The sequence below is a fragment of the Burkholderia mayonis genome (assembly GCF_001523745.2).
Taxonomy (GTDB): domain Bacteria; phylum Pseudomonadota; class Gammaproteobacteria; order Burkholderiales; family Burkholderiaceae; genus Burkholderia; species Burkholderia mayonis.
In genome coordinates this window covers 2,344,530-2,370,441 of the sequence record NZ_CP013387.1, presented here as the reverse complement: position 1 = coordinate 2,370,441, position 25,912 = coordinate 2,344,530, and the positions used below count along the sequence as shown (strand labels likewise).

The following is a 25,912-nucleotide window of genomic DNA, read 5'->3' as shown; positions in this document are numbered from 1 at the left end:
TTCGCCCGGGCACATGCGTCGGACCAATGACTTCGATGGCGTTTTACCCGGCGAGGCGCGTGCGTGATAGGCCTGCTGTTCGAAGCCTATACAGCGAAGTCTAGGCGAAACCGGGTCTGTGACAAGCGTTGCGTCGCGTTGGGGGCGCACGCGGAACGGGCTTGGCACCGGTTCTGCGCGGCGTGTTCGCTCTGGCGTTTTCTTGCGCCATTAGCCCGATCGTTTTCCGAAAAGCCTCTTTTGGCTGACCGGCCGGCGTCCGACATGAGGTTCGATGAACGGCAGCTACGCGGAGTATGGAGTCGCCGGTCCGAACTATGTCGGCCATTTGCCGAGCAACGTCGCGTTCGACGAGATCGCGCCGATCGTGTGCACGGGCGTGACCGTCTACAAAGGCATTCGCGTGACCGACACGCGTCCCGGCCAATGGATCGCGATTTCGCGGCCGAAGGGCTCGTGCGCGCCCGCGCTCGCACTTTCGCCTGCATCCTCGCTTGCCCGCTCGATCGAGGCATGCGCAAAACACCTGCCTCTTCGGGTTCTCGCTCCCGTTGACAACGCGCGTTGCCGATCGTGACCGGAGCGTTGCTTTCGGCATTGTGTCGCGTGCGCGAGCCATTCGACGGGCTTACACGGAACGCGTGCTTCTCGTCATCGTCGACTGGCGCGTGCTGGTGCGGTTGACGCACGCGCTGGCGTCACTTTCCGAAGTGGCGCTCCGTGGACGCCGCGACGCAACCGGCATCCGCGGCGACGGCGTTTGCGTCCGGTGCGGCCGGATGTCTGTCCGTATGACCGGCGATAGCACCCGTATTGTCGTGGCGCCGTGAGCGATTGTTCTTGCAGATGGATTCGACCAGTGCGATCAGTTCCCGTCTGAGGTCCAGTGCGTCCAGCGTGCGCTGCTGGGCTGCGTCGTGTACGACGCCGGCGACCGCGGACGCCAGCACACGAGCGGAAATGCGCAGGCGATCATCGCCTTCGCGTGCGCCGGCCGTGCATTGGACGAGCGCCCGGCACCCTTTCTCGTACCATGCGCCAAATTCGTCGTGGAGACGCCGCGCATCGGCGCTGCGCGGCGCTTCTTCGAGCAGGACCTTGTGAGCGGCCGGATAGCGGCTATGGGCCGCGATGACGCCGTCGACGAAAGCCTCGATGCGCATCGCGTAAGGCGTTCTGGTGTTTGCCGCCGTGCGCAGTGCGTTGAGCACTTCTTCGAAATGCCGCCGCCTGACTGCTTCGACCAATCCGAGCTTGTTCGGAAAGTACTGGTATAGCGAACCGATACTGACCCCGGCGACGTCGGCGACGATGTTCGTCGTCAGTCCCGTCCAGCCACGTTCTCCTAGAACGTGAGCTGTGGCGTCGAGAATCGAATCGATCGTGACGCGTGATCGCTTCTGCCGCGGCTCTCTCCGCATCGCGTCCGCGGGCCGGGAAATGCGAGTAGCCAAGTCGGCACCCTGCAGCAAGAATGTATTGTCTGCATATTCGCCCGACGGGCGAACAGGGTCAAGGGGATCAAATATGACAGCGTTTATTCCGATGAGTCGCGAGGTGAGATTGAAGACGCGGCTTAAAGGGCTGCCTGCGCCGGAACATTTCGAAATGGCCACCGTACCCGTGCCGGAGGCCGGTGCGGGGGAAGTGCTGGTTCGCAACCGCTATTTCCTGATTTCGGCTTCGCTTCGCGCGATGGTGAGCGAAGGTGCGGAGGACGTGCCGGGCGTGCCTTTTCCCGCGTTGCGAGCCGGCGACGCGCTGCGGGGCGAGGCGATCGGCGAGGTGGTGAAAGCGCCGGCCGGCGGCACGTTATCGCCTGGCGACATGGTCACGCATTTCAGCGGATGGCGCGATTACGCCGCGGTTCCGGTACAGGCGTGTTCCCGCGTCGGCAAGCCGTTGCCGGAGCCGATCGGGTATCTTGGCTATCTGGGGCACGGCTGGACGGCCTATGCGGCGTTGACCCGTGGCGTGCAGATCCGTCCGGGCGATAGGGTTTTCGTATCGAGCGCCGGCGGCGCGATCGGTTCGATGGCGGGACAGATCGCGCGTCGGCTGGGAGCAGGGCGCGTGATCGGCAGCACCAGCTCGCGCGAGAAGGCGAATCGGCTGGTCGCCGAGCTGGGGTACGACGCAGCGGTGATCCGCGGCGGCGAGCAGCCTTTCGTGAACCAATTGGCGGATGCGGCGCAAGGCGGTCTCGACGTCTTCATCGATTCCGTCGGCGGCGAGCAACTGCAGGCGGCCGTGACGGTCGCCCGGGAGGGCGCGCGCTTCGTGATCGTCGGAACGCTGTCGGGCCAGCTTGCCGCACGAGGCACGGGCCGCGTCGCTCCCGTCGAGCTCGACGCGGTCCAGATCCTCCTGAAGCGAATCACGATGCGCGGCTACAGTGCCGACGACAATCCGGAGGCCAAGCGGGAATGGTTCGAATTGTTCCCCGAGTGGCTGCGGTCCGGAGACATCTCATTCCCGCATACGGTGATCGATGGACTGGAGCAGGCGCCCGTCGCGTTGTGCGACACGGTTCACGGGCGTCATCTCGGAACGGTACTCGTGAAGCTGTAGCGGTGCGGCAGCGGCATAGGCGCGGATGGACTTCCGCAACGCAAAGTCCATCCGATCGAAGGCATGTTCACCATTCGAGCGGAATTATGGAGCGCAATCTCTCTCCTGTGCGTGTCACCAAACATTGGACGCCTGCTTCTTGGAAAACCAAGCCTGCATTGCAACAGCCGACATACCGCGACGCGGCGGCGCTGGAGCGCGCGGTTGCCGAACTGCGTCAGCTGCCGCCGCTCGTTACGTCATGGGAAGTACTGGCGCTGAAGCGCAAGCTGGCCGATGCGGCGGCAGGCCGCTGCTTTCTGCTGCAAGGTGGCGATTGTGCGGAGCGTTTTGCCGACTGCACGTCGCCCGTCATCGCCAATCGCCTGAAAGTGCTGCTGCAGATGAGCCTCGTGCTCGTGCATGGCTTGAAGCTGCCGGTCGTGCGCGTCGGTCGCTTCGCCGGCCAGTACGCGAAACCGCGCTCGGCGGATACGGAGACGCGGGGTCACGTGACCTTGCCGTGCTACCGAGGCGATATCGTCAACGCGAGCGAGTTCAGCGCGGAGGCCCGCGAGCCGGATCCTCAGCGTCTGATCGACGCGCATTCGAAGTCTGCGCTGACGATGAATTTCGTCCGTGCGTTGATCGACGGCGGTTTCGCCGACTTGCACCATCCCGAGTATTGGGATCTCGCGTGGGTTTCGCATGCGGGGCTTCAGGACGAGTACCGGCGGATGGCGCAGTCGATCGGCGAATCCGTGCGCTTCATGGAGACGCTCGCGGGCGAGCCGCTCGGCAGCTATGCGAAAGTGGACTTCTACACGTCGCACGAAATGCTGCTGCTGAACTACGAAGAGGCCGTGACACGGCAGGTGCCGCAGCATTGGGGCTGGTTCAATCTGTCGACGCATTTTCCGTGGATCGGCATGCGCACCGCGCAGCTCGACGGCGCGCACGTCGAATACTGCTCGGGCATCCGCAACCCGATCGGCTTGAAAGTCGGGCCCGGCGTGAAGCCCGACCAGCTATTGCGCACGATCGATACGCTGAATCCCGAAAACGAAGCAGGCCGCCTGACGCTCATCACGCGCATGGGCGCGGCGGCGATAGACGCGGAATTGCCGCAGCACCTGAACGCCGTCAAGGCCGAGGGCCAGCGCGTGCTGTGGTGCTGCGATCCGATGCACGGCAATGGCGAGACGACGCCGGGCGGCGTGAAGACCCGGCGATTCGACAATATCCGCGCGGAGCTCGAAGCGGCATTCGATATTCATGCCGCCTGCGGCACGCATCTGGGCGGCGTGCATCTGGAGCTGACAGGCGAGAACGTGACCGAATGCCTTGGCGGTGCGCGCAATCTAACCGAAGCGGATCTTTTGCGCGCGTACAAGTCGACTGTCGATCCGCGGTTGAACTACGAACAGTCGCTGGAAATCGCGATGTTGATCGTACGCAAGCGCGGTACGGCATCGATTGCCGACATCGGCGCGAAAAGTCGCACGGGCAGCGTCAACCGGGCCATGCTGATCCCTGTCTGAGATTCCCGCCGGCTCGAATGAGACAGCCGCGGTGTTGGGGGGGCGATTATGACCGGCCGATGCGAATCTTGCGGTCATCGAATCAGACGTACGACAGGAGGGAGATAATCCGAAAGCGGCCGTCGCCGGCGGCAAGCGCTGGGCGCACATCAATCGACGCGCGGCATGCTCGTCGTTTTCGTGCGTGCGACGATAAGCCGGGTGGACCGGCGCGGCACAATTGTGGTCGTTGTTCAGTTGTAGCGCCGGGGCGTGCCGGATCGCATTGCCGCCGGGTGCCGTCGGCGCCGTTCAGGCGAACGCGAATCGATCGAACGTGCGCGCGACTGCGCGCCGCCGGGGGCGACGGAGATCGGCCGGCGTCTCGATCGCAGGCGGTTTCGTCTCTGGCAGCTCGGCGATGCGGATTCCAACTCGATTACCCGACGAACTCCTTGTCGTTCGACGGATCGGCAAGGTCGGCCGCCGATCGGCACGCCTCGTATCGCACGAACCGCCATGGCGACGCGGGCAGCCGCGCCGTAAGAGCCGCGCCGCGCTATCCGAAGCGACTCGGTAAGTCGCAGATCTCTTCGATGGGACGCCGGGTTGCCGACTTCCCTCTGACATCCGCGCTTACCGGTTTGCGTTACATCGGGCGAATCAGGGCGAGCGCGTCGATGAGGCGAACCAGCCTGCTGGGATGTGAGCGACGCTGCGTCCGTGCGCAATCTCCGGATCGACCGACGCATGGACGGCTGCGGTCCATCCGGAGTGGGCGAGCCAGTCCTGGATGTCGTCCCGCGCGGACAACCAGCGCGCTCCCTGGGATTCGACGCGTTTGCGCGTTTCCTTGCCCTCGTCGCTCATCATCAAGGTATTGAGATGTTCGAGCAGAAGCGCGCTGCCCGGAGCGGATTGATCGGAGATTCGGCGGATCAGTTTGTCGCCGTCCGCGGCGCTCAGATACATGAGCAGTCCTTCGACAAGCCAGACGGTCGGTTGCGTGGGATCGAAGCCCGCCGCGCGTAGCGGGCGGTCCCAGCCGGACGTCAGATCGGCGACAATCGGACGCCAGTCGCATTGCAGAGACAGCTTGGACCGCTTCATCAGTTCGCGCTTGAAGGCGATGATGTCGTCGAGATCGAGCTCGAACCAGCGGGTGCCGTCGGGGCATGGCAGGCGCACCGGGCGTCCGTCGACGCCGGCCGCGAGCGTGACGACCTGCCGGAGGCCACGACTCAGGTTGGCTTGGATCTCATCGTCGAAGTAGCGGGTGCGGACGGCGAAGTACTGCGGGAAGTTCGCGCGCCGGGCGACTTCGCTGACGTGAGCATGAGTCGGCGTGCCCGCCAGGTATTCGATCAGAGCGGCTGCGAACGGATCATGAAACAGCGCATCCGGTCGCTGGCTTTCGGCATGACGCTGCCAGGCGATGAACAGTGCGGTCTGGCCGACGCCGACCGGGATATCGAGAGTAGTCACGAGGAAGTTTCCTTATCCGAAAAACGTCAGGGTTGAAGTCGCGTGGTTTTCCAGGACCGGCCGTGGCGATCGTATTTCAGGCGACGATGAAGCCTGTCGGAACTGGCGGCCCAGAATTCCATTTCTTGAGGCTCGAGGCGATAGCCGACGAATCGGGTCGGCCGGGGCAACGGAACCCCGAGTGCGAGGAGGCCGGCTGCCTCGTCGCGCAACGCCTCTAGATCCGTGAGCCGATCGCTCTGGTGTGACGCTGTCGACATTGCGTGCATGGGCACCGACCGTGCGAACCACAGGGCTTCCGATTCCTTTTCGTTCAGCAGATTCGCGGGCCCGGAAATCACGATCTGTTGCCCGGTTTCGCGCCAGTAGAGGACGCCGGAGGCCCAGCCAGTCTCGGACAGCTCGCGGCCTTTCCGGCTCGTGGAATGCGTGCAGAAAATCAGGCCCCGGTCGTCGATGGCACAGAACGCGACGACGCGCGTCGACGCGCGTCCGTCTGCGGTCGCCGTTGCCAGCGCGAGCGCCTTCGGCTCCCGCACGCGGGCGGATTCCGCCGCGTCAAGCCAGCGTCGAAGTAGTGTGAGGGGCTCCGGCGGTGGATCGTCATATTCCGGGAACGGGACATCGACGTGCCCTGTCAGGCTTTCGAATCGACTGGTATTCATGGCTGTATTTCCGTGAGGGCGAGAGACTCTAGATGCCAAGCCGGCCTCGAGCGACGACGGCGCCATGTCCGCTGACCTCGACGGACCGGATGTCGTGCTCCGTTCCCGTCACGAGCGCGTACATGTGCGAGGGGCGCTTGATCTCGACGCCCTGGAGGATGTGTAGCGCTTGTCCCCAGGGAATCTGTCGATGCCGTGCGAGGTGAATGGCGATGGGACCGGCCGCGGAGCCGGTCGCCGCGTCCTCTGTGACGCCGTAGGCGGGCGAGAACATCCGGCAGCGCCAATGGTCGCCGGCGGGTGCGAGGCAAATGGCCGACATGTCCTCGAATTGGGCGAGCGCGCGATGATCCGGGTGGACGTTCGACAGCGCGGAGGCGTTGGGACAGCCGACGAGCACATGGCGGGGGCCGTTTCGATATGCTTCGACGGGGAGCGTGGAGGCGTTCAGGCCGAGCGCGTCGAGCAGGCGATCGGCGTGCTCGTAGCGCTGCCAGGTCGGAATCGGCTGCTGCATTGTGACGAATGCGAGGCCGGGTTGTTCGGAGTGCACATCGAAGGTGACGGGACCCATGCCGGTTTCGAACACGAAGCGGTCCTGCGCTTTCAGATGCCTGAGCGCCACTGCGGTGCCCAGCAGCGGGTGGCCTGCGAACGGCAGCTCGTTGACCGGCGTGAAGATGCGCACGTGCACATCGCCGTCGTTCCTGGGCGGCATTACGAACGTGACTTCCGAGAGGTTCATTTCGCGGGCGATCTGTTGCATGCGCTGCGGCGCGAGCGTCTCGTCGACGAGAAAGACGGCGACGGGATTGCCTTCGAGCGGAGTGCGGGTGAATGCGTCGACCACGAGGTAGTCGATCGGAGACGAAGCCGGTCCCGGTTCGGCCGTATTCGCGTGCAGTGGCGAGGGGGCTAGGGCGCGCATGAAGCGCTGGATATCGCTGCGTTCGACGCTTGCTTCGACCGCGAAGCGTGCGCGCAGGGAAACCGGCCGTCCGATCAGGTTTTGTGCGTCGTTCGGGGGCATCAGGTGGGCCGGGGGGCGGCTGCCGTCCCAGAGCATGATCGCTCCCCAGCGGTTCTTTTCCGCATCCGCTATCCAATGCTTCTGTCTCAAGCCAGGCACGTTCGTCCAGCGGCCGACGGTGCCGTCGTGCAAATGCGCTTTCAGCGATTCGATGGTCGGTGTGGATCCGTCCAGATCCCACCAAACGATGTCGACGATCATGAAATGCGTGTCCTATATGGGGTTGTGGGGAGGGGGTCAGGCCGTCAGGGTGGCCGTTCGTTCTTTGCTGCGCAGCGCGTGCGTGGCGGCTTCTCCGAGGATGCGCGGTCCGTCGACGGTCAGCACGGATTCGGCGTGAAACTGCATCGAACTGAAAGACGGGCCGCGCAGCGCATGGACTTCGCCGCTCTGCGGATTACGGCTGACTTGGACGATGCCGACGCCGTCGATGTCGAGTTCGTCGTGCGCAGTTCGTGCTACGTAGGTGTTGTAGAAGCCGACGCGTTCCCGTTGCCCGAACAGGTCGATCTCGACCTGGATGCCTTGATTTGGGATCTGGCGCCGCACGAGCGGGATGCCGAGGACAGCGGTTAGCACCTGATGGCTCAGGCACACGGCGACGAGCGGCTTGCGCTCTTCCAGCAGGCGGCGCAGCGACGCGTGCAGGCGAGCGATCCGCGGATCGCGTACGGCGCTTGGATCGCCCGGCCCCGGCCCCATGACGACGATGTCGTGATGGGCGAAGACGGCGGGATCGTAGACGCCGCAGATTTCGGTGATGAGACCGAGTGATGCGAGTTGCTGGGCGATCATCGCGGTGAAATGGTCTTCCGCGTCGACGATGAGCGCGCGGCGGCCGCTCAGATGGGACAATCCGCCATGCCGCGCGCCATGCTGCCTGAACCAGAAGTCGGCAATGCCCTCGTTGCGCTGCCGGAGCGCCGCCTGCACCGCCGGATGCTGGCCGAGGGGCAGGCCGGCATCCGGCGGATCGAAGGCGTTCGAAAGTGCCGCGACCTTGGCGTGCGTTTCCATGACCTCGGACGCCGCATCGGAATGACGGACGAGCGTGGAACCGACGCCGATGCGGACCCGGCCATGACGGTCGATCTCCGCCGTCCGGATCAAAATGGCGGAGTCGAGCGTGCGCTCGCCATCCGCATCCCGGCCGACGAGGGCCGCGATGCCGCTGTAGTAGCCGCGGCCGACCGGCTCGTGTCTCGCGATGACGCGGGCGGCGCTCTCCAGCGGGCTGCCGGTGACGGTCGGCGCGAACATGGTCTCGCGCAGCAGGTCGCGAACGTCGGTGTCGGTGTGGCCGACGATGAAATACTCGGTGTGGGCGAGTCTTGTCATCTCGCGCAAGTGGGGGCCCGTGACCTGTCCGCCCGTCTTGCAGATGCGCGCCATCATCTTGAGCTCTTCGTCCAGCACCATGTAGAGCTCGTCGGACTCCTTCCGGTCGCCGAGGAACGCGCTGATTCCTTCGAGGGTGGGGCCCGTCTTCGGATACCGATAGGTCCCGCTAATCGGGTTCATCGTGGCCTTGCCCTTGTTCAGGGTCAGGTGCCGCTCGGGCGTGGCGCCGACGAGAGTCTGTTCTCCGGTGTGAACGAGGAAGATCCAGTACGCGCCGCTTTCCTTTCGCAGCAGTCGCTTGAAGACGGCAAGCGCCTTGCCGACGGAATAGTCGCGGAGCTCGCCTTTGAGGGTGCGTTTGATGACGAAGTTCGAGCCCTCGCCGGCGCCGATCTCGTCGGTGATGACTCGTTCGACGATGCGGGCGTATTCGTCGTCGTCGATATCGAAGTGACGGCCGCTCAGCCCGGTCTCGGCGTCAGGGATTCGCGCCAGTGCCTCGGATACGGCGACGGTCTCGTGCTCGGTGCAGGCGACGGCGACGAGTGGCGCGCCGTCGTCCCGGCTTTCGAAGCCGCGCTCGTGCAACTGACGATAAGGCACCAGCAGCAGGAGCTCCTGATCGCGCCCGGCCACGCCGGCATGCACGGGCGACAGCGGAAGGTCGGCAAGGGAGGCCGGATATGACGCGTCGCCCGCGATGACGTCGATGCTTGCGTGGTGGATCTCGTTGCCTTCGGAACGGCTGATGAGCGCGAAGCAAGTCGTTCGGCCGCTCAGGATGCGATCGAGAAGGTCTGGGTGATGATCGGCACTCATGAAAGTGCCTCCTTTGTCGTTAGGACCTTGCCGCAGCGCTGGGCTACGTACGTCAAGGCTTGGTGGTGATGGCTTTCGGAGAAGTCCGCCACGCCGTCGGCGAAGAAGAACGGCTGGATGTCGTTCGTGAAAGCGTCGACCGCCGACATGAGCACGCCGATGTGCGCATACACGCCGCAGAGCATCAGCTGATCGCGGCCGTTTTCGCGCATCCGCTCACGCAAGCCGGTACGGAAGAAAGCGCTGTAGCGCCACTTGGTGAATATCCAGTCGCCGGGAGACGGGCCGACAGCGGCGGCGACGTCCCGGTCGGCAGGTTTGGTCTCCATGCCCGGTCCCCAGAAATCGCGCAGCAGGCCGCGCTCCTCGTCGGTCATGCGGCCCGGGTGGGCTGTATAGGCGACCGGGATGCCGGCTTGCCGGCATCGTGAGCGCAGCGATGCGACGTTGGCCGTCAGCGTCTCCCGCATCGTCGGCGGAAACGGGGAAAGGAAATAGTTCTGCATGTCATGGATCAGCAGTAATGCGCGCGACGGATCGATGCGCCATGACACAGTATTGCCGGGCAGTCTGTTTGAGTCAGGTAGATCGTATTGATGAATCGTAGGAATGCCAGCCATTGAACTCCTCCATGTGTCGTATATTCAGCTCGGGAGACCATCCCGGCGAACGACAGGAACCTCGATGCCAAGCGAACGGAATTGTTCGCAGGGGTTCATGAATTCGCGCTGCTCCTTGATCAGTCCGTTCTCGAACCGGAAGGAGTGGATGAAGTGATTGGTGTAGTGTCCTTGGGGGTAGCCGGGGAAGCAGATTGCGCCTTCTCCACGGCACTCGACCCAAAACCAGTTCGGATCCTGGGTATCGAAGATCTGGATGTCGGTCCATGCCCAATCGGGGAAGCATTGCAGCGACCACACGGCGTGCGCGGCCAAGCGGTCGCGGCCGCGAATGACGATGGGCTGGCCGTTGTCGGTGGTCCAGAGACCGCCGACGCCGTCTTCGGTAAACAACAGATGGCGCTTCAGCCGCGCTTCGCCGCGTGTGTGCATGTACTGCTCGACGATTTTCCGATTGCGCTGCCGGATCGCGTCATGGTTCGACGACGGACTGACGAGGGTTTCGATGTCTGACATAAGTACTCCTTAAGTAGAGGATGGCCGCCTGGATGACGGCCGAGGTGGATCAAACGAGATAGCTGATTTCGCGCGGGTCGAGACCGACGAGCGCTCGACCGTAGACAAGCTGGGGAATGCCCATTCCGAAGCCTGCGTGCCGGCTCGCGACGTGGAGGTCGCGCCAGATCAGTTGCAACGGGTTCGTTTCGAAGAAGGCTGCGCTTCCGTAGGCGGTGATAAGGCGGTCAATGGCTTCCCGGCACAGGCGCGTCACACGGGTGGATTCCATTCGGAACCGTGAGCGGGTCAGTTCGTCGGGCAAGGCGCCCGCCAATGCGTGTTCTTCGACGGTCTCGACGATCCGGCGGGCATGCAGCTTCGCGCCGTCGATCATCAGCGCAGCTTCGGCGATGTCCGTCTGGAAAGCGGGTGAGATGGCCTGGCTCCGGAACGTGGATGATGCGACACGGCGCTCGTGCGCTTGCTCGCGCACGAGGCGCAGCGCGGTTTCGATTGCGCCGAGTTGCGGGCCCAGCAGGCCGAGCGACAGCAGCCCCGAGTAACTGCCGCTGTAGAGCGGATGCCGCGCCGACGGAGGACGCGATTCGCCAGTCACGATCGGCGCGTAGGGGGTTACGCGATGGCGCGGGATGAACAGCCGGTTCGCGACGACGGTGTTGCTGCCGGTTCCGCGCATGCCCGTGATGTGCCAGGTGTCGCGGATTTCGACTTCGTCGGCACGCATGAGAACGAGGTTCGTCGTGTCGTCGTCGCGGTCGACGCCTTTCGGTATCAATGCCGCGATCCATTCGGCATGCAGGCTGCCGGACGCGTAGCCCCATTCGCCGCTTACGACGACACCGCCGTCGACGCGTTCGACGGCGGCTCTCGAAGGCGCGATGATGAGTGCCGTGCGCGTGTCCTTGTTACCGTCCCACACTTCGTCCTGCGCGCGCTCCGAGAAATGGGCGGCCATGTAGTTGCCCATGTTGAGCACGCTCGTGACCCACGCTGCGGAACAGCAGCCGTGTCCGAGCTCGACGCACACGTCGAACAGCGTGCTCGGGCGAGCTTCGTGGCCCCCCTGCCGTCGCGGAGAGAACAGCCTCATCAGGCCCGCGTCGGTGACGGCGGCGACGGTCCGGTCGGTCAGGCGCCGCTGCTTGTCCGACACATGCGCCTCTTCGGAAAGAACGCTTGCAACGTCGACCGCTTTGGCGACGATTGCTTGATGGTCCGGAACGGAGCCGTCGAGCGCGTTCTCTCCGTGTTCGGCCGCCTCCCCGTCAGGCGATGCTCGTCGGTTCTCTTTACGATCGGGAAAGCGCCGGGATGTCGGTATCGTGTCCACAATATCTCCGAAATTCCATTGATGTTTTCATGGTGAAAATACGAACAACGGGAGTCGTTTCTGATGCTGCGGGAATTTTTTTAGGACGATGAGGGCGGGGTGATCGTCTTTTAAAGGCCGATATGATCGGGATGATTGAGTGCGTGATCAATAAATCAAACCCGTCTCTTATTTGATTTTATTGATCGTCAAACAGTGAAAAATTATGGTCGAGAGGCTACGTAATTCAACCTGCCGAATCTAGTAGGTCGGCTCAAAACGGGAATCGGTTCAGCGACGGGGCGATGGGGGCGGCATGCCGGCGTTTCTACGTATTCTCAAGGCTTTGCGCTTATGAAAAGACCGGAAGGGCTGATGCGCAGTGGGCGAATCGGAAATTCATCGTCATATTTTTTAATATGAAGTGGACACATTTTTTTGCTTGATAATTTCAGGTCGCATGATATGGTGCGTAATTACGAGTCGCAGATGCCATGCGGAATGGAGTGGTTATATTTATCTATTATTTGGAAAATTATTTTTAATTTTTGGATTTTTATGGGTGATTTATTGACGAGTGCAAATGGGGCGGAGGGCGAATCGTGTCGTTGGCCCCAATTTTATGGGGACGTGTTTATTTTTTCTGGAACCGATTTGCGCATGGCCGGAACGCCATTGGCTGGTTTTGCTCTTCGTCTTATGCCATCTGCCCGATCGTCTTCCGAAACCGCTTCAACGACAGCAGAAACAATACGGTCCCGATCACCGCCAGAATCAGAAACTGCCGCCAAACCGTCTCGATCCCCGCGCCGCGATAGAGAATCGCCTGCCCGATTTCGACGAAGTGCGTCGTCGGCGCGGCGAGCATGATGTTCTGCACCGCGAACGGCATGCTCTCGCGCGGCGTCAGGCTGCCCGACAGCAGTTGCAGCGGCAGCAGCACCAGCACCAGCAGCATCCCGAACTGTGGCATGCTGCGCACGAGCGTCGCGAGAAAGATGCCCATCGACGTCGTCGCGAACAGGTGAATCGCCATCCCCACGACGAACAGCGCGACTGATCCTTCGATCGGCACGTGCAGCGCGCCGCGCACGACGAACGTTAGCGAGAACACCGCCGCGCACGCGACGACGAGCCCCATCGACCACACCTTCGCCATCATGATCTCGCCTGGCGTCACCGGCATCACGAGCAAGTGCTCGATCGTCCCGTGCTCGCGCTCGCGGATCAGCGCGGCGCCCGTGAGCACCATCGACAGCAGCGTCACGTTGTTGATCACTTCCATCAGCGAACCGAACCACGTCTGGTCGAGGTTCGGGTTGAAGCGCATGTGCATCGCGATGTCGACGGGCGGCGTTGCGTTCGTCCGGTAGCGCCGCGCGAAATCGTCGATCTCGCCGCTCACGATCTGCTGCACGTAGCCGTTTCCCGTGAACGCCTGGCTCATCCGCGTCGCGTCGACATTCAGCTGGATCTGCGCGGGCCGACCCGCGAGCACGTCGCGCTGGAAGTTCGGCGGGATGTCGAGCGCGAACGTGAAGTCGCCCGCATCCATCCCGCGGTCCGCTTGCGCGAGCGTCACCATCTTCGGCAGCGCGAACTGCGGCGGGAAGAACGCCGATGCGATCCGCGCGGACAGCGGCGACGCATCCTCGTCGATGATCGCGATCGGCGCCATGTGCAGCGTGTCCGGGCGCGCGGTCGCGGCCGAGTAGATCGACACGGTGAACGTGTACGCGATCAGCACGAGCAGGATCGGGTCGCGCACGAGGCTCCACAGCTCCTTGACGCCGAGACGATAGACGATCGCGAGGCGCTGCATGATCAGCGTTCCTGTTTTTTCAAGAGCAGTATGGTCGCGCCGAGGATCACCGGCGCCGAAGCGGCGAGCGGCCAGAACTGCGAGTAGAGATCGGAGAGCGACAGCGCCTTGTTGAACACGCCGCGGCTGATCGACAGCATGTACGTCGCCGGATAGACGGCACCGATGAAGCGTCCGGCGCCCTCGAGCGACGACAGCGGCGTCAGCAGGCCCGCGAACTGCACGGTCGGAATCATCGTGCCGATGATCGTCATCACGATCGCGGCGACCTGGCTGCGCGTGAACGTCGATGCGAGGAGGCCGATGCCCGTCGCGACGACGTTGAAGATCAGCACCGCGAGCAGCAGCGTCATGAAGCTGCCCTTGACCGGCACGTCGAACGCGATCCGCGCGAGCACCGTCATCAGCAGGAAGTTCAGCATCGCGAGCACGACGTACGGCACCTGCTTGCCGATCAGGAACTCGGTGCGCGTGACGGGCGTCACGTACAGGTTCAGGATCGAGCCGAGCTCGCGCTCGCGGACGACGGCGAGCGCCGTCAGCATCGCGGGCAGCATCAGCAAGAGGAGCGGCATCACGGCGGGGATCATCGCGGGCAGGCTCTTCACGTCCGGGTTGTAGCGATAGCGCGTGACGATGTCCGCGCGCGGCGCGGCCGTCATCCCGAGGCGATGCTGCGCCTGGTCGTAGAGCCACATCGTATGCATGCCGATCGTGTAGCCGCGGATCGTCTCCGCGCGCTGCGGCATCGCGCCGTCGATCCACATGCCGATCTGCACGGAAGCGCCGCGTTCGACATCGCGCGCGAAATGCGGCGGGATCTCGATCGCGAGCGACAGCTCGCCGTCGCGCATCCGGCGGTCGAGCTCCGCGTAGTCGGACAGCGCCGGCCGCTCGACGAAGTAGCGCGAGCCGGACAGGTTCAGCGCGTAGTCGTGGCTCAGCTCGGTCTGGTCGCGGTCGAGCACGGCGTAGGTCAGATCCTCGACGTCGAGGCTGATGCCGATGCCGATCACGCACATCAGCACGAGCGAGCCGATCAGCGCGAGCGTCGCGCGAACCGGGTCGCGGCGCAGTTCGAGCATCTCGCGCCACATGTAGCTGAGCGCGCGCTGGGCGCTGAAGGCGCGGTGGGGCAGGTCGATTTCGGTTGGTGCGGATCGCGGCGAAGCGACGAGCGGGGCGGGTGCGTCGGGTGCTTCGGATATGGCGCGTGACGCGGCGGCGGCGCTGTCTCGGGTTTCGAGTTTGACGCCGGCGTCGGCGACGGCATCGCTGTCGGCCGAGGCGCCGACTCTTGCACGCGCGTCGGCGTGAGTATCGACGTCGGCATCGGCATTCCCACCGGCCGCGCGTTGCCGATGCGCGGAACTCGCCGCTTCCGCCGCGCCGCCGCCGTCCTGCTCCTCTGCCGACGCATCGACGAGATACCCGATGAATGTATCTTCGAGCGTCGCCGCGCCGCGCGCGCGCACGAGCCCGGCGGGCGAGTCGCTCGCGAGCACGCGGCCCGCGTGCATCAGCGAGATCCGGTCGCAGCGCTCCGCTTCGTTCATGAAGTGCGTCGAGATGAAGATCGTCACCTGATCGCGGCGCGCGAGATCGATCATCAACTGCCAGAAGCCGTCGCGCGCGACAGGATCGACGCCCGACGTCGGCTCGTCGAGGATCAGCAGCTCCGGCTTGTGGACCATCGCGACCGCGAGCGACAGCCGCTGGCGCATCCCGAGCGGCAGGCTGTCGGGCAGCGTATCGAAGATGTCGGTGAGGCCGAAGCGGTGCGCCATCTCGTCGACGCGCGCGCCGATGTCGGCGGCCGGCACGCCGAAGAGGCGCGCGTGCAGCACGAGGTTCTGCCGAACCGTCAGCTCGCTGTAGAGCGAAAACGCCTGCGACATGTAGCCGACGCGCCGGCGCGTGTTGATGTCCTTCGGATCGACGGGCTTGCCGAACAACCGCGCGTCGCCTTCGGTCGCGGGCAGGAGGCCCGTGAGCATCTTCATCGTCGTCGACTTGCCGCAGCCGTTCGAGCCGAGGAAGCCGAAGATCTCGCCGCGGCGGATCCGGAAGCTCACGTGATCGACCGCGGTGAAGTCGCCGAAGCGCATCGTCAGGCCGCGCGCTTCGATCGCGACGCCCGCCTGCGCGTCGGCGCGCAGCGGCTCGATCTTCACCGGCTTGTGATCGCGCCGCTTGTCCGCGGGCAACAGCGCGATGAACGCCGCTTCGAGCGTGTCGCAGCCGGTGCGCGCGAGCAGCTCGGCGGGCGCGCCCGTCGCGAGCACGCGGCCCGCGTCCATCGCGATCAGCCAGTCGAAGCGCTGCGCCTCGTCCATGTATGCGGTCGCGACGATCACGCTCATCGTCGGCCGCTCCGCGCGGATCCGCGCGATCAGATCCCAGAACTGCGCGCGCGCGAGCGGATCGACGCCCGTCGTCGGCTCGTCGAGGATCAGCAGGTCGGGATCGTGGATCAGCGCGCAGCACAGGCCGAGCTTCTGCTTCATCCCGCCCGACAGCTTGCCCGCCGGCCGCGACAGGAACGGGAAGAGGCCCGTGCTCTGCGTGAGCGCATCGATCCGGCGGCGGCGCTCGTCGGCGTCATGGCCGAACAGGCGCGCGAAGAACTGCAGGTTTTCCTCGACCGACAGCGTCGGATACAGATTCTTGCCGAGCCCCTGCGGCATGTACGCGATGCGCCGGCACACGCGCTCGCGATGGCGTCGCGAGCGCATGTCGCCGTCGAGCGCATCGACGCCGCCCGTCTGCAACGCGCGCGCGCCGGACGCGAGCGCGAGCAGGCTCGACTTGCCGACTCCGTCCGGCCCGATCAGGCCGATCGTGAGACCGGCGGGGACGTCGAGCGTGATGCGGTCGAGCGCGACCGTCCTGCCGTAGCGCAGGCTGACGTCCGTGAATCGAACGACGCTCGGCGTGCTCACTGCGGGACCTTGACCATCAGTTGCGCGGGCCAAGGCTTGCTCTGATCGACGCGGACCCATGCGACGCCGGGCAGCCCCGTCTTCACGAGCTTCAAGTGCTTTTGCAGCAGCTCGCGGTCGATCCGCGCCTTCACGCGAAACATCAGCTTCTGCCGCTCGCTCGCGGTTTCGACGGTCTTCGGCGTGAACTGCGCGGTGCTCGCGACGAACGACACGGTCGCGGGAATCACGTAGTTCGGCGCGGCGTCGAGGATGATCCGCGCGTCGGCGCCGAGCGCGACCCGGCCGACGACCGTCTCCGGCAGAAAGAACGTCATGTAGACGTCCGACAGATCGACGAGATTCAGCACCTTGCCGCCCGCGGGCAGCACTTCGCCCGGCTGCGCGACGCGGTATTGGACGCGGCCGTCGCGCGGCGACGCGAGCTCGCTGTCGTTGATGTCGGCCTGCACGCGTGCGACGGTCGCATCGGCCGCCGTCACCGCCGAATGCGCGGCGACGAGCTGCGCTTCGGTCGCCTCGATCGCGGCCTGCGCGGCGGAAACCTGCGCGGCCGCCGCGGACACGGCCGCTTGCGCGCTGCGGCTGCGCGCGCGATCGTCGTCGAGCTCCTGCATCGACGACGCGCCTTCGCGCGACAGCGTCTCGGAACGCACGAGCCGGCGCTTCGCGGCGTCGAGCTCGCTCTCGCGCAGCACGACCATTGCCTGCGCGGCCACCTTGTCGCTCCTGCGCTGCGCGACCTGCGACTCGACGCCGGCCGCGGTGTTCAGCGCGCGCTGCCGCTGCGCGGTCGCTTCGTCGTACTGCGCGCGCAGCACCTGGATCTCCATCTTCGCGAGCGGCTGGCCCGCCTTCACGAAATCGCCTTCGTCGACGAGAATTTCGTCGATGCGGCCGGGCAGCTTCGTCGCGACATCGATCTCGGTGGCCTCGATGCGGCCGTTGCCGCTCGCGAAGCCGTCGCCCGGGCCCTGATTGCGCAACAGCGTCCAGCCGTAGTAACCGCCGAGCGCGACCGCGGCGACGGCGGCCGCGGCGACGATCTGCTTCCTGGTGACCTGGATCATGACAACGGACCTTATTTCACTGAGGGTTCGGTGGAGGAGGACGATTGCGCAGCGTCGCGCGCGGGCTCGGCGAGATTGCCGCCGAGTGCCGCGTACAGTGCGACGCGGCTCGACAGCAGCGCGCGGCGCGTCTGCACGAGCTGCTGCTGCGCGCTCAGCAAGTCGCGCTGCGCGTCGAGCACTTCGAGAAAGCGCGCGGCGCCGCTGTCGTAGCGCAGCTTCGCGAGCCGCGCGCGCTCGGACTGTGTCGCGAGCGTGTCCTGCGCGATGCGCACCTGATCGGCGAGCCAGTGGCGCGCGGCGAGCGCGTCGGCGACGTCGCGAAACGCCGACTGGATCGTCTTCTCGTATTGCGCGACCGCTTCTTTGCGGCGCGCCTTCGCGAGCTTCAGGTTGCTGATGTTGCGGCCCGCGTCGAAGATCGGCATCGACAGGTTCGGAACGAAGTTCCACGCGCTCGTGCCGGACGCGAACAGGTTGTGCAGCTCTGTGCTGCCGGAGCCGATCGAGCTCGTCAGCGCGATGCGCGGAAAGAACGCCGCGCGCGCGGCGCCGATGTTCGCGTGGGCGGCGCGCAACTGATACTCGGCCGCGACGACGTCGGGACGGTTCGCCAGGAGCGCCGACGGCAGGCCGGGCGCGAGGTACGGCGCGATGCTCGAGTCGACGAGCGACGCGAGCGTCTGCGCCGGCGCGCGCTTGCCGACGAGCAGATCGAGCGCGTGCTGCTGCACGTCGCGCGCTTGCTCGAGCTGCGAGCCGAGCGTCTGCGCCTGTTGCAGCAGGATTTCCGATTGCGTCAGATCGAGCTTCGAGATCGCGCCTTCCTCGTAGCGGCGTCGGAAGATCCGCAGCGATTCGCGGCGGCTCGCGATCGTCTCGTTCGTCAGCGCGAGGCGCTCGTCGTATGCGCAAAGCGACAGATACGCATCGGCGACCTGGCCGATGAGGCTGATCGTCACCGCGCGGCGCGATGCGTCGCTCGCGAGGAACGAATCGCGTGCAGCGGCCTTCAGGTTGCGCACGCGGCCCCAGAAGTCGATCTCCCATTGGACTTCGCTGAGCGACGCCGAATACAGCTCGCCGAGGATCGGATTCGGCAGCAGCAGGCCGCCCGGCTCGCGGAAGCGGATGTACGCGGCATTCGCGGCGATCGTCGGAAACTGGTCCGCGCGACGGATGCCGTACATCGCGCGCGCCTCCTCGACGCGCTGCGTCGCGATCCGCAGATCACGGTTGTTCGCGAGCGCGGTCTCGATCAGCGCTTGCAGCCGCGGATCGACGAAATACTGGCGCCAGTCGAGCTGGTCGAGCGCGCGCGCGCCGGCGCCCGTCGGATCGGCCGGGTAGGCCGGATAGGCAGCGGGCACGGGCGGCGGTTGGCGCGCATAGTCGGGCGCGAGAGACAGGCAGCCCGACACGGCCGCGCACAGTGCGAGCGCGGCGGCATGCCGCGACACTCGGCGCGCGATGCCGTGCCGCCGCTGATGCCGTTCGTCGTGGCGCGCATCGTTGCGCATGGTCATATCCTCGGTGGTCGATGAAGCCGACTGTTCTTCGTGGACGCCGCGCACACTCCCGAACATGCTCACCGTCGCGCGGCGCGGGCAAACGTCGCGCGATGCGCGCCGCTCTCTCGCGTCCCTTTATATCCGACGATTACCGTGTCCTATCTTGATCTGAGTCAGTGAGATACCGACTGGTCAGTTTTTAAGATGTCGCCATGCACGATGCGGGTGCGTCCGCCGCGCGGACGTCGCGCATCGCGAAACGAAACGACACAACGAACGGCCGCCCGCAGGGCGGCGAAGCGGCGGCGGACCATGCGAAACCGGAACGGCATCGATCAGGCGGCGACGGCGCGCGAAGCGGCACCGGCCAGGCCGCCGCGCTGCCGGTTGCCCGCCGACGTGCGCATCAACCAGATCCTCGACGCGGCGTTGGCCGAGTTTTCCGCGAGCGGCTTCGCGGGGGCGCGGATCGACGACATCGCCGCGCGCGCGGGGATGTCGAAGGGCGGTGTCTACACGCACTTCGGCAGCAAGGACGAGATCTTCGAGGCGTTGCTCGAGCGCTCGCTGACGCCGCCGCTGCTGGCGGCATCGAAGGCATCGAAGACGGCGCGATCGGCGCGCCGGTCGACGGGCGCGCGGAAGCCGGACATGGCGAACGCGCAACGCGCGGCGTTCGCGCAGGATCCTTTGAACGCATCGAGCGACGCCGAGGCACACGATGCGCCGAGTGCGTCGCGTCCGCCCGCCGCGTCGCGTTCTCCGGCGGCTTCATCCGCGCCGGCCGGGCCCGCGTCGCTCGCGGCGATCGTCGATCTGCTCGCGGGCGATCTCTATGCGTGGTCGACGAGCGAGCCCGTGATCGCGACGCTGCGTCTCCTGATCGCCGAAAGCCGGCGCGCGCCGCATGCGGTCGAGCGCTGGCAGAAGCAGGTCGAGCGCGCAGTCGCGACGGCCGTCGACCGGCTCGTGCGGCGGGGCGTCGAGGCGGGCGAGTTGCGCGAAGGCGTCGCCGCGCGCACGCCGCTCCTGCTCGTCGCGCCGCTCACGCACGCTTGCCTGCGACAGGCGCTGCGCGCGGCGCCCGCGACCCGGCGCGACATTGCTGCGGCGCGGCGCGACTACGCGCGTTTCATCGAGGAGCTGTTGACCTGACGAAATGCATGAATCCGGGTGCTGCGCGGCGGAAGCTTGACGGAAGTCAACTTTCCGTACGCAGAATCCCCCGATCATGAACTCACGTTTTCGGCATCCCGAACGGTTCCTGGCAACGATGGAGGAGTTCGATGCGAACGGCGGTTTTTTACGAAGCGCTCGAAAGCGCCGGGCTGCCGGAGCGCCGGACCGCCGAAACGACATCGACTTGAATCAGGAGGTTTTATGTATCAGAAGATCATGGTGGCGCTCGACGGCAGCGATATCTCGAAGCGCGGCCTCGACGAAGCGATCAAGATCGCGAAGGCGACGGGCGGACGGGTTCATGCGGTGTACGTCGTCGACAAGTCGGTGGTGTTCAGCTACGCGGGCCATTTCGACCCGAATGCGCTCCTCGAAGGCTTCCGCGACGATGGCCGCAAGGCGCTCGGCGAAGCGGAAAAGACGATGGAGGCCGCGCAGGTGCCGGGCGAAGCGGAGCTGTTCGAGACGGCCGGCATCGGCGAGGAAGTCGCCCAGGCACTCGAGCGCTGCGTGAAGCAGAACGGCGCGGATCTCGTCGTATTGGGCACGCACGGTCGCCGCGGCGTGCGGCGCGTCGTGCTCGGCAGCGTCGCCGAGCGCTTCCTGCGCACGTCGCACTGCCCGGTCCTGCTCGTGCGCGGCGAGGAAGCCGAGCATCGAGTGGAAGTGTGAGCGCGTCCCGCGCGCCACGAGAACAAGGAGAACGACATGACGCATCCTGACCGCAAGGCGATTGCTTCGACCGTCGCCGTGTTCGCTTCGCAAATCGGCCTGATCGCAGCGGTACGCGGGCTGCTCGTCGCCGACGGCTCGGCCCCGTACTTCGGGCTGTTCGCGATCGTGGCGGGCGTGCTCGGCTTCGTCGATCTGTATTACCGGCCGATCTTCGCACCCGCGTTCGCGCGGCAGCGCGTCGCGTTCGTCCATCGTCACGGGGAAACTGCGCGCGACGCATCGTGAACGGGATCCTGAGACTCGCGTTCAAGCTGCTCGTCAACGACAGCGCGAAGTTCACCGCGCTGATCGTCGGGATCACGTTCGCCGTGTTCCTGATGGTCGAGATGACGTCGCTGTTCGCAGGAATCCTGAACAAGTCGTCGTCGACCGTCATCAACATCGGCTCGAAGGTTTGGGTGATGGACCCCGGCGTGCAGACGATCGCGAGCAGTATCGGGATGCCGGATTACGTGCTCGACGCGGTGCGCAGCATCGACGGCGTCAAGTATGCGGTGCCGGTCTATTCGGGCGGCGCGCTCGTCAAGCTCGGCGACGGCACCTATCAGGCCGTCACCGTGATCGGCCTCGACGACGCGAGCCTGCTCGGCCGCCCGACGATGAAGGCGGGCCGCATCGAGGACATCTACGCCGAAAACGGCTTCATCGCGATCGACGACGCCGAGTTCCCCAAGCTGAAGAACCCGACGCTCGGCACGATGTTCGAGCTGAACGACAATCGCGGCGTGATCGTCGGCATCGCGAAGGTCGCGAGCAGCGGCCTGTTCGGCACGCCGACGCTCTACACGACCTACGCGCGCGCGACGCGCTACATTCCTTCGACGCGCTACACGACGTCGTACATCCTCGTCGAGCCGAAGTCGGACCGGGACATTCCGCACATCAAGCGGGAGGTCGCGGCGCTCGGCTATCTGGCGTACACGAAGGAAGAATTCATGCAGCACATCTCGGACTTCTATAAGTACGAGACGGGCGTCGGCACGAACATCCTGCTGATGACCGCGATCAGCTTCATCGTCGGGCTGTCGATCTCGGGCCAGACGTTCTACACGTTCATTCTCGAGAATCTCGAGAAATTCGGCGCGCTGAAGGCGATCGGCGCGAAGAATCGCGAGCTCGTCGCGATGATCCTGTTCCAGGCGACGTTCACCGCGCTCACCGGCTACGGCCTCGGCGTCGGGCTGTGCACCGTGCTCATCAGCGTCGCGCGGCTGCGCCTGCCGAGCTACGCGGCGCTCATCACCTACGGCAACCTCGCGCTCGCGTTCGGCATGGTCGTCGTGATCGCCGGGCTGTCGAGCTATCTCGGCGTGCGTCGCGTGCTGCGGATCGAGCCGTTCGATATTTTCAGAGGATGACGATGGCCGAACTCGCGATCGATGCGCGCGGACTCACCAAGTGGTTCGGTGAGGGCGAGGCGCGCACGCGTGCGCTGTCGGACGTATCGGTGCAGACCCGCTTCGGCGAGATGCTGCTGATCGTCGGGCCATCGGGCAGCGGCAAGACGACGCTGCTCAGCGTGATGTCGGGCATCCTGCGGCCGGATGAAGGCAGTGTAATGGTCGACGGCGTCGATCTGTGGGCGCAGGACAACGACGCGATCGCCGAATTCCGGCTCAACCGTATCGGCTTCGTGTTTCAAGACTACCATCTGTTTCCGCGCCTGACGACGGTCGAGAACGTCGCGATTCCACTGATCCTGAAGCGCCGCGAGTGGAACAGCGCGATCGATGCGGCGCACGAATATCTCGACGTCGTCGGCCTGAGAAATCGCGCGGCGCTGCCGCCCGTGAAGCTGTCGGGCGGCGAGCAGCAGCGCGTCGCGATCGCGCGCGCGATCGTCAGCCAGCCCGACATCCTGATCCTCGACGAGCCGACGGCGTCGCTCGACGGCGACACGGGCCGCACGATCATCCACTTCGTCAAGCACAAGGTGCTCAACGACAAGCGCTGCATCGTGATCGTTACGCACGACAGCCGCATCTTCGATTACGCGGACCGCATCCTGCGCATGGAGGACGGCAAGCTCACCACGATCGAGAAAGGAGGCGGCCAGTGAAGCAGCGGATCGTCTTTCTGGTCGCGCTCGTCGGGTTTTTCGCGAGCGTCGTCGCCGCGTGGGTCTACAGCATCCAGGAGCCGCCGCAGCCGCCCGTGTTCAAGCCGGCGTCGAATCCCTACGCGCGCGGCGTCTATGCGACGGGCATCGTCGAGAGCGATCAGACGTCGGGCGCGAACGTCAATGTGTATCCGGACGTCACGGGACCGGTCACGCATATCTTCGTGCACGAGGGCGACGCGGTGAAGGCGGGCGATGTGCTGCTCTCGCTCGACGATTCGGTGCAGAAGGCGACCGCCGCACAGCTCGCCGCGCAAGCCGACGCGGCACAGGCGATGCTCGACGAACTGAAGGCGCAGCCTCGTCGCGAGACGCTCGACGTCTCGGCGGCGCAGGCCGCCGCGGCCGCAGCGAGCCTGAAGACCGCGCAGGACCAGTACGACAAGCAGCGGCGCGCGTTCGAGATCGATCCCAAGACGGTGAGTCGCGACGCGCTCGACAACGCGCTGAACGGCGTGAAGGTCGCGCGCGCGAACCTCGACGTCGCCACGCGGCAGTACCGCCTGACGCGCGCGGGCGCGTGGATCTACGACATCCGCAATCAGGAGAAGCAGGTCGCCGCGCTGCGCCGGGCAGCCGACGCGTCCGCCGCGCTCCTCACGCACTACACGCTGCATGCGCCTGCCGACGGCGCCGTGCTCGCGATGAACGCGGCCGTCGGCTCGTATCTGTCGCCGCAGGGGATGTACGACACGTATACGCAGGGCAACACGCCGGCGATCGTGCTCGGCTCGTCCGCGAACCGCCTGCAGGTGCGCTGCTACGTCGACGAGATCCTGATCAGCCGGCTGCCGGCCGGCAAGGCGCCGAAAGCGCACATGTCGGTGCGCGGCACGCCGACCGAGGCGGATCTCGAGTTCGTTCGCGTGCAGCCTTACGTGACGCCAAAAATTCAGTTGTCCGATCAGCGGACCGAGCGCGTCGACGTGCGCGTGCTGCCGGTGATCTTCCGCGTCGTGCCGCACAAGGATCTGCGGCTGTTCCCGGGGCAGATCGTCGATGTGTACATTGCGTCCGATTAGCCGCGCACGTCGGTGCCGGCTGCGCTTCGCGGCGATCGCGCTCGGCTTTGCGTCGCTCGTCGCGGGTTGCGCGGTCGGGCCCGACTTCGTCCGGCCCGAGCCGCCGCACGTCGACGCATTCGTGCCGGACGGCGCCGCGCGCACGAGCTTCACCGCGAGCGGCGCGACGCAGACGCTCGCGCCCGATGCGCCATTGCCCGATGCATGGTGGCGGCTGTTCGGTTCGCGCGAGATCGACGCGGCCGTCGACGACGCGCTCGCCGGCAGCGCGACGCTCGCCGGCGCGCAGGCCACGCTCAGACGCAGCGAGCACGAACTGATGGCGGGTGCGGGCGTGTTCTATCCGCAGGTCGACGCGCAGGCGGGCGCGTCGCGGCAGCGCTACGTGCCGTTGCGCACGGGCGCGAATCTGCCCGCGTCGATTTTCAACTTGTTCACGCTGTCGACGACGATCAGTTACGCGCTCGACATCTGGGGCGGCGAGCGGCGCGGCGTCGAAGGGCTCGCCGCGCAGGCCGATGCGCAGCGTCACGCGCTCGCAGCCGCGCGCCTGACGCTCGCGTCGAACGTCGTCAACACGATGATTGCGCGCGCCGCCTATGCGGACGAGATCGCGGTCACGCGCGAGCTGATCGCGCTGACGGACGAGCAGATCCGCCTCACGCGTGCGCAGGTGAGCGCCGGCACGAGCGCGTACTCGGCCGTGCTCGCGCTCGACGCGTCGCGTGCGTCGCTCGATGCGTCGCTACCCGCGCTCGAGCAGAAGATCGGTCAGGCGGACGATCTGCTCGCGACGCTCGCAGGCCGCTATCCGGCCGAGTGGATGCCGTCGAAGCTGTCGCTCGCTGACATCGCGTTGCCGCCGCGGCTGCCGCAGACGGTGCCGTCGGAACTCGTGCGCCGCCGCCCGGACATCCTGCAGGCCGAGGCGGCGCTGCATGCGGCGAGCGCGAACATCGGCGTCGCGACGGCGGCGCTGTTTCCGAGCGTCACGCTGACGGCGTCGGGCGGCTTCGACGCGGCGCGGCTGCCTTCGCTGTTCAACGCGGCGAGCAAGACGTGGAGCGCCGGAGCGGGGATCACCGCGCCGCTCTTTCATGGCGGCGCGCTGTGGTATCAGCGCAAGGCCGCGATCGACGCGTTCGACGAATCGAACGCCGCCTATCGGCAGGTGGTGCTGAGCGCGTTTGCGCAAGTCGCCGACACGTTGCGCGCGCTCGATCACGACGCGGCGGGGCTCGACGCGCAGGCGCGCGCGATGGACGCGTCGCGCGAGGCGCTGCGGCTCGTGACGATCGAATACGAGACGGGCACGGCCGGCTATCTGCAGGTGCTGACCGCCGATCAGCAATACCGGCAGGCGCGGCTTGCGTGGGTGCAGGCGAGCGCGCAGCGGCTGCAGGATACGGTCGCGTTGTATGCGGCGCTGGGCGGCGGGTGGGGCGAATCTGCGGGGCGGTGACGGTGGGGCGACGGCGCGTGTTCTGCACGCCGTCAGGCGTGGCGCGATCGCGGCGCCTTGCGGGGGGGGGCGCATGTTTTTTCCGGTGGCCTCGCCTGTGCCGGGAGCTTCGCGGATGCCGTCGCCGTTCGCGAGCGTGGCGGCTACGCCGATCTTGCTTGCCACGCCGATCGCGCCGCCATCGCCGTCCTC

21 protein-coding genes and 1 pseudogene are annotated in these 25,912 nt (G+C 65.8%); 10 read left to right on the top strand and 12 right to left on the bottom strand.

Features of this window, described 5'->3' with window-relative positions:
- Positions 1–271: 271 nt before the first annotated feature.
- Positions 272–442: pseudogene (locus tag WS70_RS29510) on the top strand (zinc-dependent alcohol dehydrogenase); the annotation flags it as partial.
- 256 nt (positions 443–698) lie between these two features.
- Here WS70_RS29510 and WS70_RS29505 read toward each other — a convergent pair.
- Positions 699–1,472 carry a TetR/AcrR family transcriptional regulator gene (locus WS70_RS29505; protein ID WP_226382889.1) on the bottom strand — a complete coding sequence of 258 codons (774 nt, stop codon included), beginning with the start codon at positions 1,470–1,472 and terminating at the stop codon, positions 699–701.
- A gap of 55 nt (positions 1,473–1,527) precedes the next feature.
- On the opposite strand from WS70_RS29505, the gene WS70_RS29500 reads away from it, so the two are divergent.
- Together WS70_RS29500 and WS70_RS29495 are read left to right on the top strand one after the other, a co-directional pair.
- Complete coding sequence (locus WS70_RS29500) at positions 1,528–2,571, top strand: MDR family NADP-dependent oxidoreductase (RefSeq protein WP_059472620.1); 1,044 nt, start codon at positions 1,528–1,530, stop codon at positions 2,569–2,571.
- An 86-nt stretch (positions 2,572–2,657) separates the two neighbouring features.
- Positions 2,658–4,091, top strand: a complete 1,434-nt coding sequence (locus tag WS70_RS29495) for a class II 3-deoxy-7-phosphoheptulonate synthase (RefSeq protein ID WP_059596963.1) — start codon at positions 2,658–2,660, stop codon at positions 4,089–4,091.
- 642 nt (positions 4,092–4,733) lie between these two features.
- On the opposite strand, the gene WS70_RS29490 is transcribed toward WS70_RS29495, so the two are convergent.
- The 11 genes from WS70_RS29490 to WS70_RS29440 form a co-directional block, all read right to left on the bottom strand.
- Positions 4,734–5,555, bottom strand: coding sequence for a class I SAM-dependent methyltransferase (locus tag WS70_RS29490; RefSeq protein WP_059596964.1), 822 nt, complete (start codon positions 5,553–5,555; stop codon positions 4,734–4,736).
- Between the two features lie 26 nt (positions 5,556–5,581).
- The gene (phzG, locus tag WS70_RS29485) at positions 5,582–6,220 is read right to left on the bottom strand and encodes a phenazine biosynthesis FMN-dependent oxidase PhzG (RefSeq protein WP_059596965.1); all 639 of its coding nucleotides are present in this window, start codon (positions 6,218–6,220) and stop codon (positions 5,582–5,584) included.
- 28 nt (positions 6,221–6,248) lie between these two features.
- The gene (locus tag WS70_RS29480) at positions 6,249–7,451 is read right to left on the bottom strand and encodes a PhzF family phenazine biosynthesis protein (protein WP_082716351.1); all 1,203 of its coding nucleotides are present in this window, start codon (positions 7,449–7,451) and stop codon (positions 6,249–6,251) included.
- Positions 7,452–7,487: 36 nt separating this feature from the next.
- Positions 7,488–9,410 carry an anthranilate synthase family protein gene (locus tag WS70_RS29475; RefSeq protein ID WP_059596966.1) on the bottom strand — a complete coding sequence of 641 codons (1,923 nt, stop codon included), beginning with the start codon at positions 9,408–9,410 and terminating at the stop codon, positions 7,488–7,490.
- Positions 9,407–10,030, bottom strand: a complete 624-nt coding sequence (locus tag WS70_RS29470) for an isochorismatase family protein (protein WP_059472615.1) — start codon at positions 10,028–10,030, stop codon at positions 9,407–9,409. Before WS70_RS29470 ends, WS70_RS29475 begins: the two co-directional genes overlap by 4 nt.
- 24 nt (positions 10,031–10,054) lie before the next feature.
- On the bottom strand, positions 10,055–10,546 hold the full coding sequence (locus tag WS70_RS29465; RefSeq protein ID WP_059472614.1) for a PhzA/PhzB family protein: 492 nt from the start codon (positions 10,544–10,546) through the stop codon (positions 10,055–10,057).
- A 49-nt stretch (positions 10,547–10,595) separates the two neighbouring features.
- Positions 10,596–11,879 (bottom strand): acyl-CoA dehydrogenase family protein, encoded by a 1,284-nt coding sequence (locus WS70_RS29460; RefSeq protein ID WP_082716350.1) that lies wholly within the window; start codon positions 11,877–11,879, stop codon positions 10,596–10,598.
- 676 nt (positions 11,880–12,555) lie between these two features.
- Complete coding sequence (locus WS70_RS29455) at positions 12,556–13,680, bottom strand: ABC transporter permease (protein WP_059596967.1); 1,125 nt, start codon at positions 13,678–13,680, stop codon at positions 12,556–12,558.
- A 2-nt stretch (positions 13,681–13,682) separates the two neighbouring features.
- A complete protein-coding gene (gene rbbA, locus WS70_RS29450) occupies positions 13,683–16,622 on the bottom strand; it encodes a ribosome-associated ATPase/putative transporter RbbA (RefSeq protein WP_059596968.1) in 2,940 nt (979 codons plus the stop codon).
- Positions 16,619–17,692, bottom strand: coding sequence for an HlyD family secretion protein (locus WS70_RS29445; protein ID WP_059596969.1), 1,074 nt, complete (start codon positions 17,690–17,692; stop codon positions 16,619–16,621). The genes rbbA and WS70_RS29445 overlap by 4 nt, the downstream gene beginning before the upstream one ends.
- Positions 17,693–17,703: 11 nt before the next feature.
- On the bottom strand, positions 17,704–19,218 hold the full coding sequence (locus tag WS70_RS29440; protein WP_059596970.1) for an efflux transporter outer membrane subunit: 1,515 nt from the start codon (positions 19,216–19,218) through the stop codon (positions 17,704–17,706).
- A gap of 297 nt (positions 19,219–19,515) precedes the next feature.
- On the opposite strand from WS70_RS29440, the gene WS70_RS29435 reads away from it, so the two are divergent.
- The 7 genes from WS70_RS29435 to WS70_RS29405 all read left to right on the top strand — a co-directional run bounded on the left by WS70_RS29435 (position 19,516) and on the right by WS70_RS29405 (position 25,720).
- On the top strand, positions 19,516–20,358 hold the full coding sequence (locus WS70_RS29435; RefSeq protein WP_059472609.1) for a TetR/AcrR family transcriptional regulator: 843 nt from the start codon (positions 19,516–19,518) through the stop codon (positions 20,356–20,358).
- Between the two features lie 225 nt (positions 20,359–20,583).
- Complete coding sequence (locus WS70_RS29430) at positions 20,584–21,054, top strand: universal stress protein (protein ID WP_059472608.1); 471 nt, start codon at positions 20,584–20,586, stop codon at positions 21,052–21,054.
- A 36-nt stretch (positions 21,055–21,090) separates the two neighbouring features.
- Entirely contained in the window at positions 21,091–21,342 is a 252-nt protein-coding gene (locus WS70_RS29425) for a DUF2964 family protein (RefSeq protein WP_059596971.1), read from the top strand.
- The gene (locus tag WS70_RS29420) at positions 21,339–22,475 is read left to right on the top strand and encodes an ABC transporter permease (RefSeq protein WP_059472606.1); all 1,137 of its coding nucleotides are present in this window, start codon (positions 21,339–21,341) and stop codon (positions 22,473–22,475) included. The genes WS70_RS29425 and WS70_RS29420 overlap by 4 nt, the downstream gene beginning before the upstream one ends.
- Complete coding sequence (locus WS70_RS29415; RefSeq protein WP_059472605.1) at positions 22,472–23,176, top strand: ABC transporter ATP-binding protein; 705 nt, start codon at positions 22,472–22,474, stop codon at positions 23,174–23,176. Before WS70_RS29420 ends, WS70_RS29415 begins: the two co-directional genes overlap by 4 nt.
- On the top strand, positions 23,173–24,258 hold the full coding sequence (locus tag WS70_RS29410) for an HlyD family secretion protein (protein ID WP_059596972.1): 1,086 nt from the start codon (positions 23,173–23,175) through the stop codon (positions 24,256–24,258). Before WS70_RS29415 ends, WS70_RS29410 begins: the two co-directional genes overlap by 4 nt.
- The gene (locus tag WS70_RS29405) at positions 24,236–25,720 is read left to right on the top strand and encodes an efflux transporter outer membrane subunit (protein ID WP_059596973.1); all 1,485 of its coding nucleotides are present in this window, start codon (positions 24,236–24,238) and stop codon (positions 25,718–25,720) included. Before WS70_RS29410 ends, WS70_RS29405 begins: the two co-directional genes overlap by 23 nt.
- The last annotated feature ends 192 nt before the right edge of the window (positions 25,721–25,912 follow it).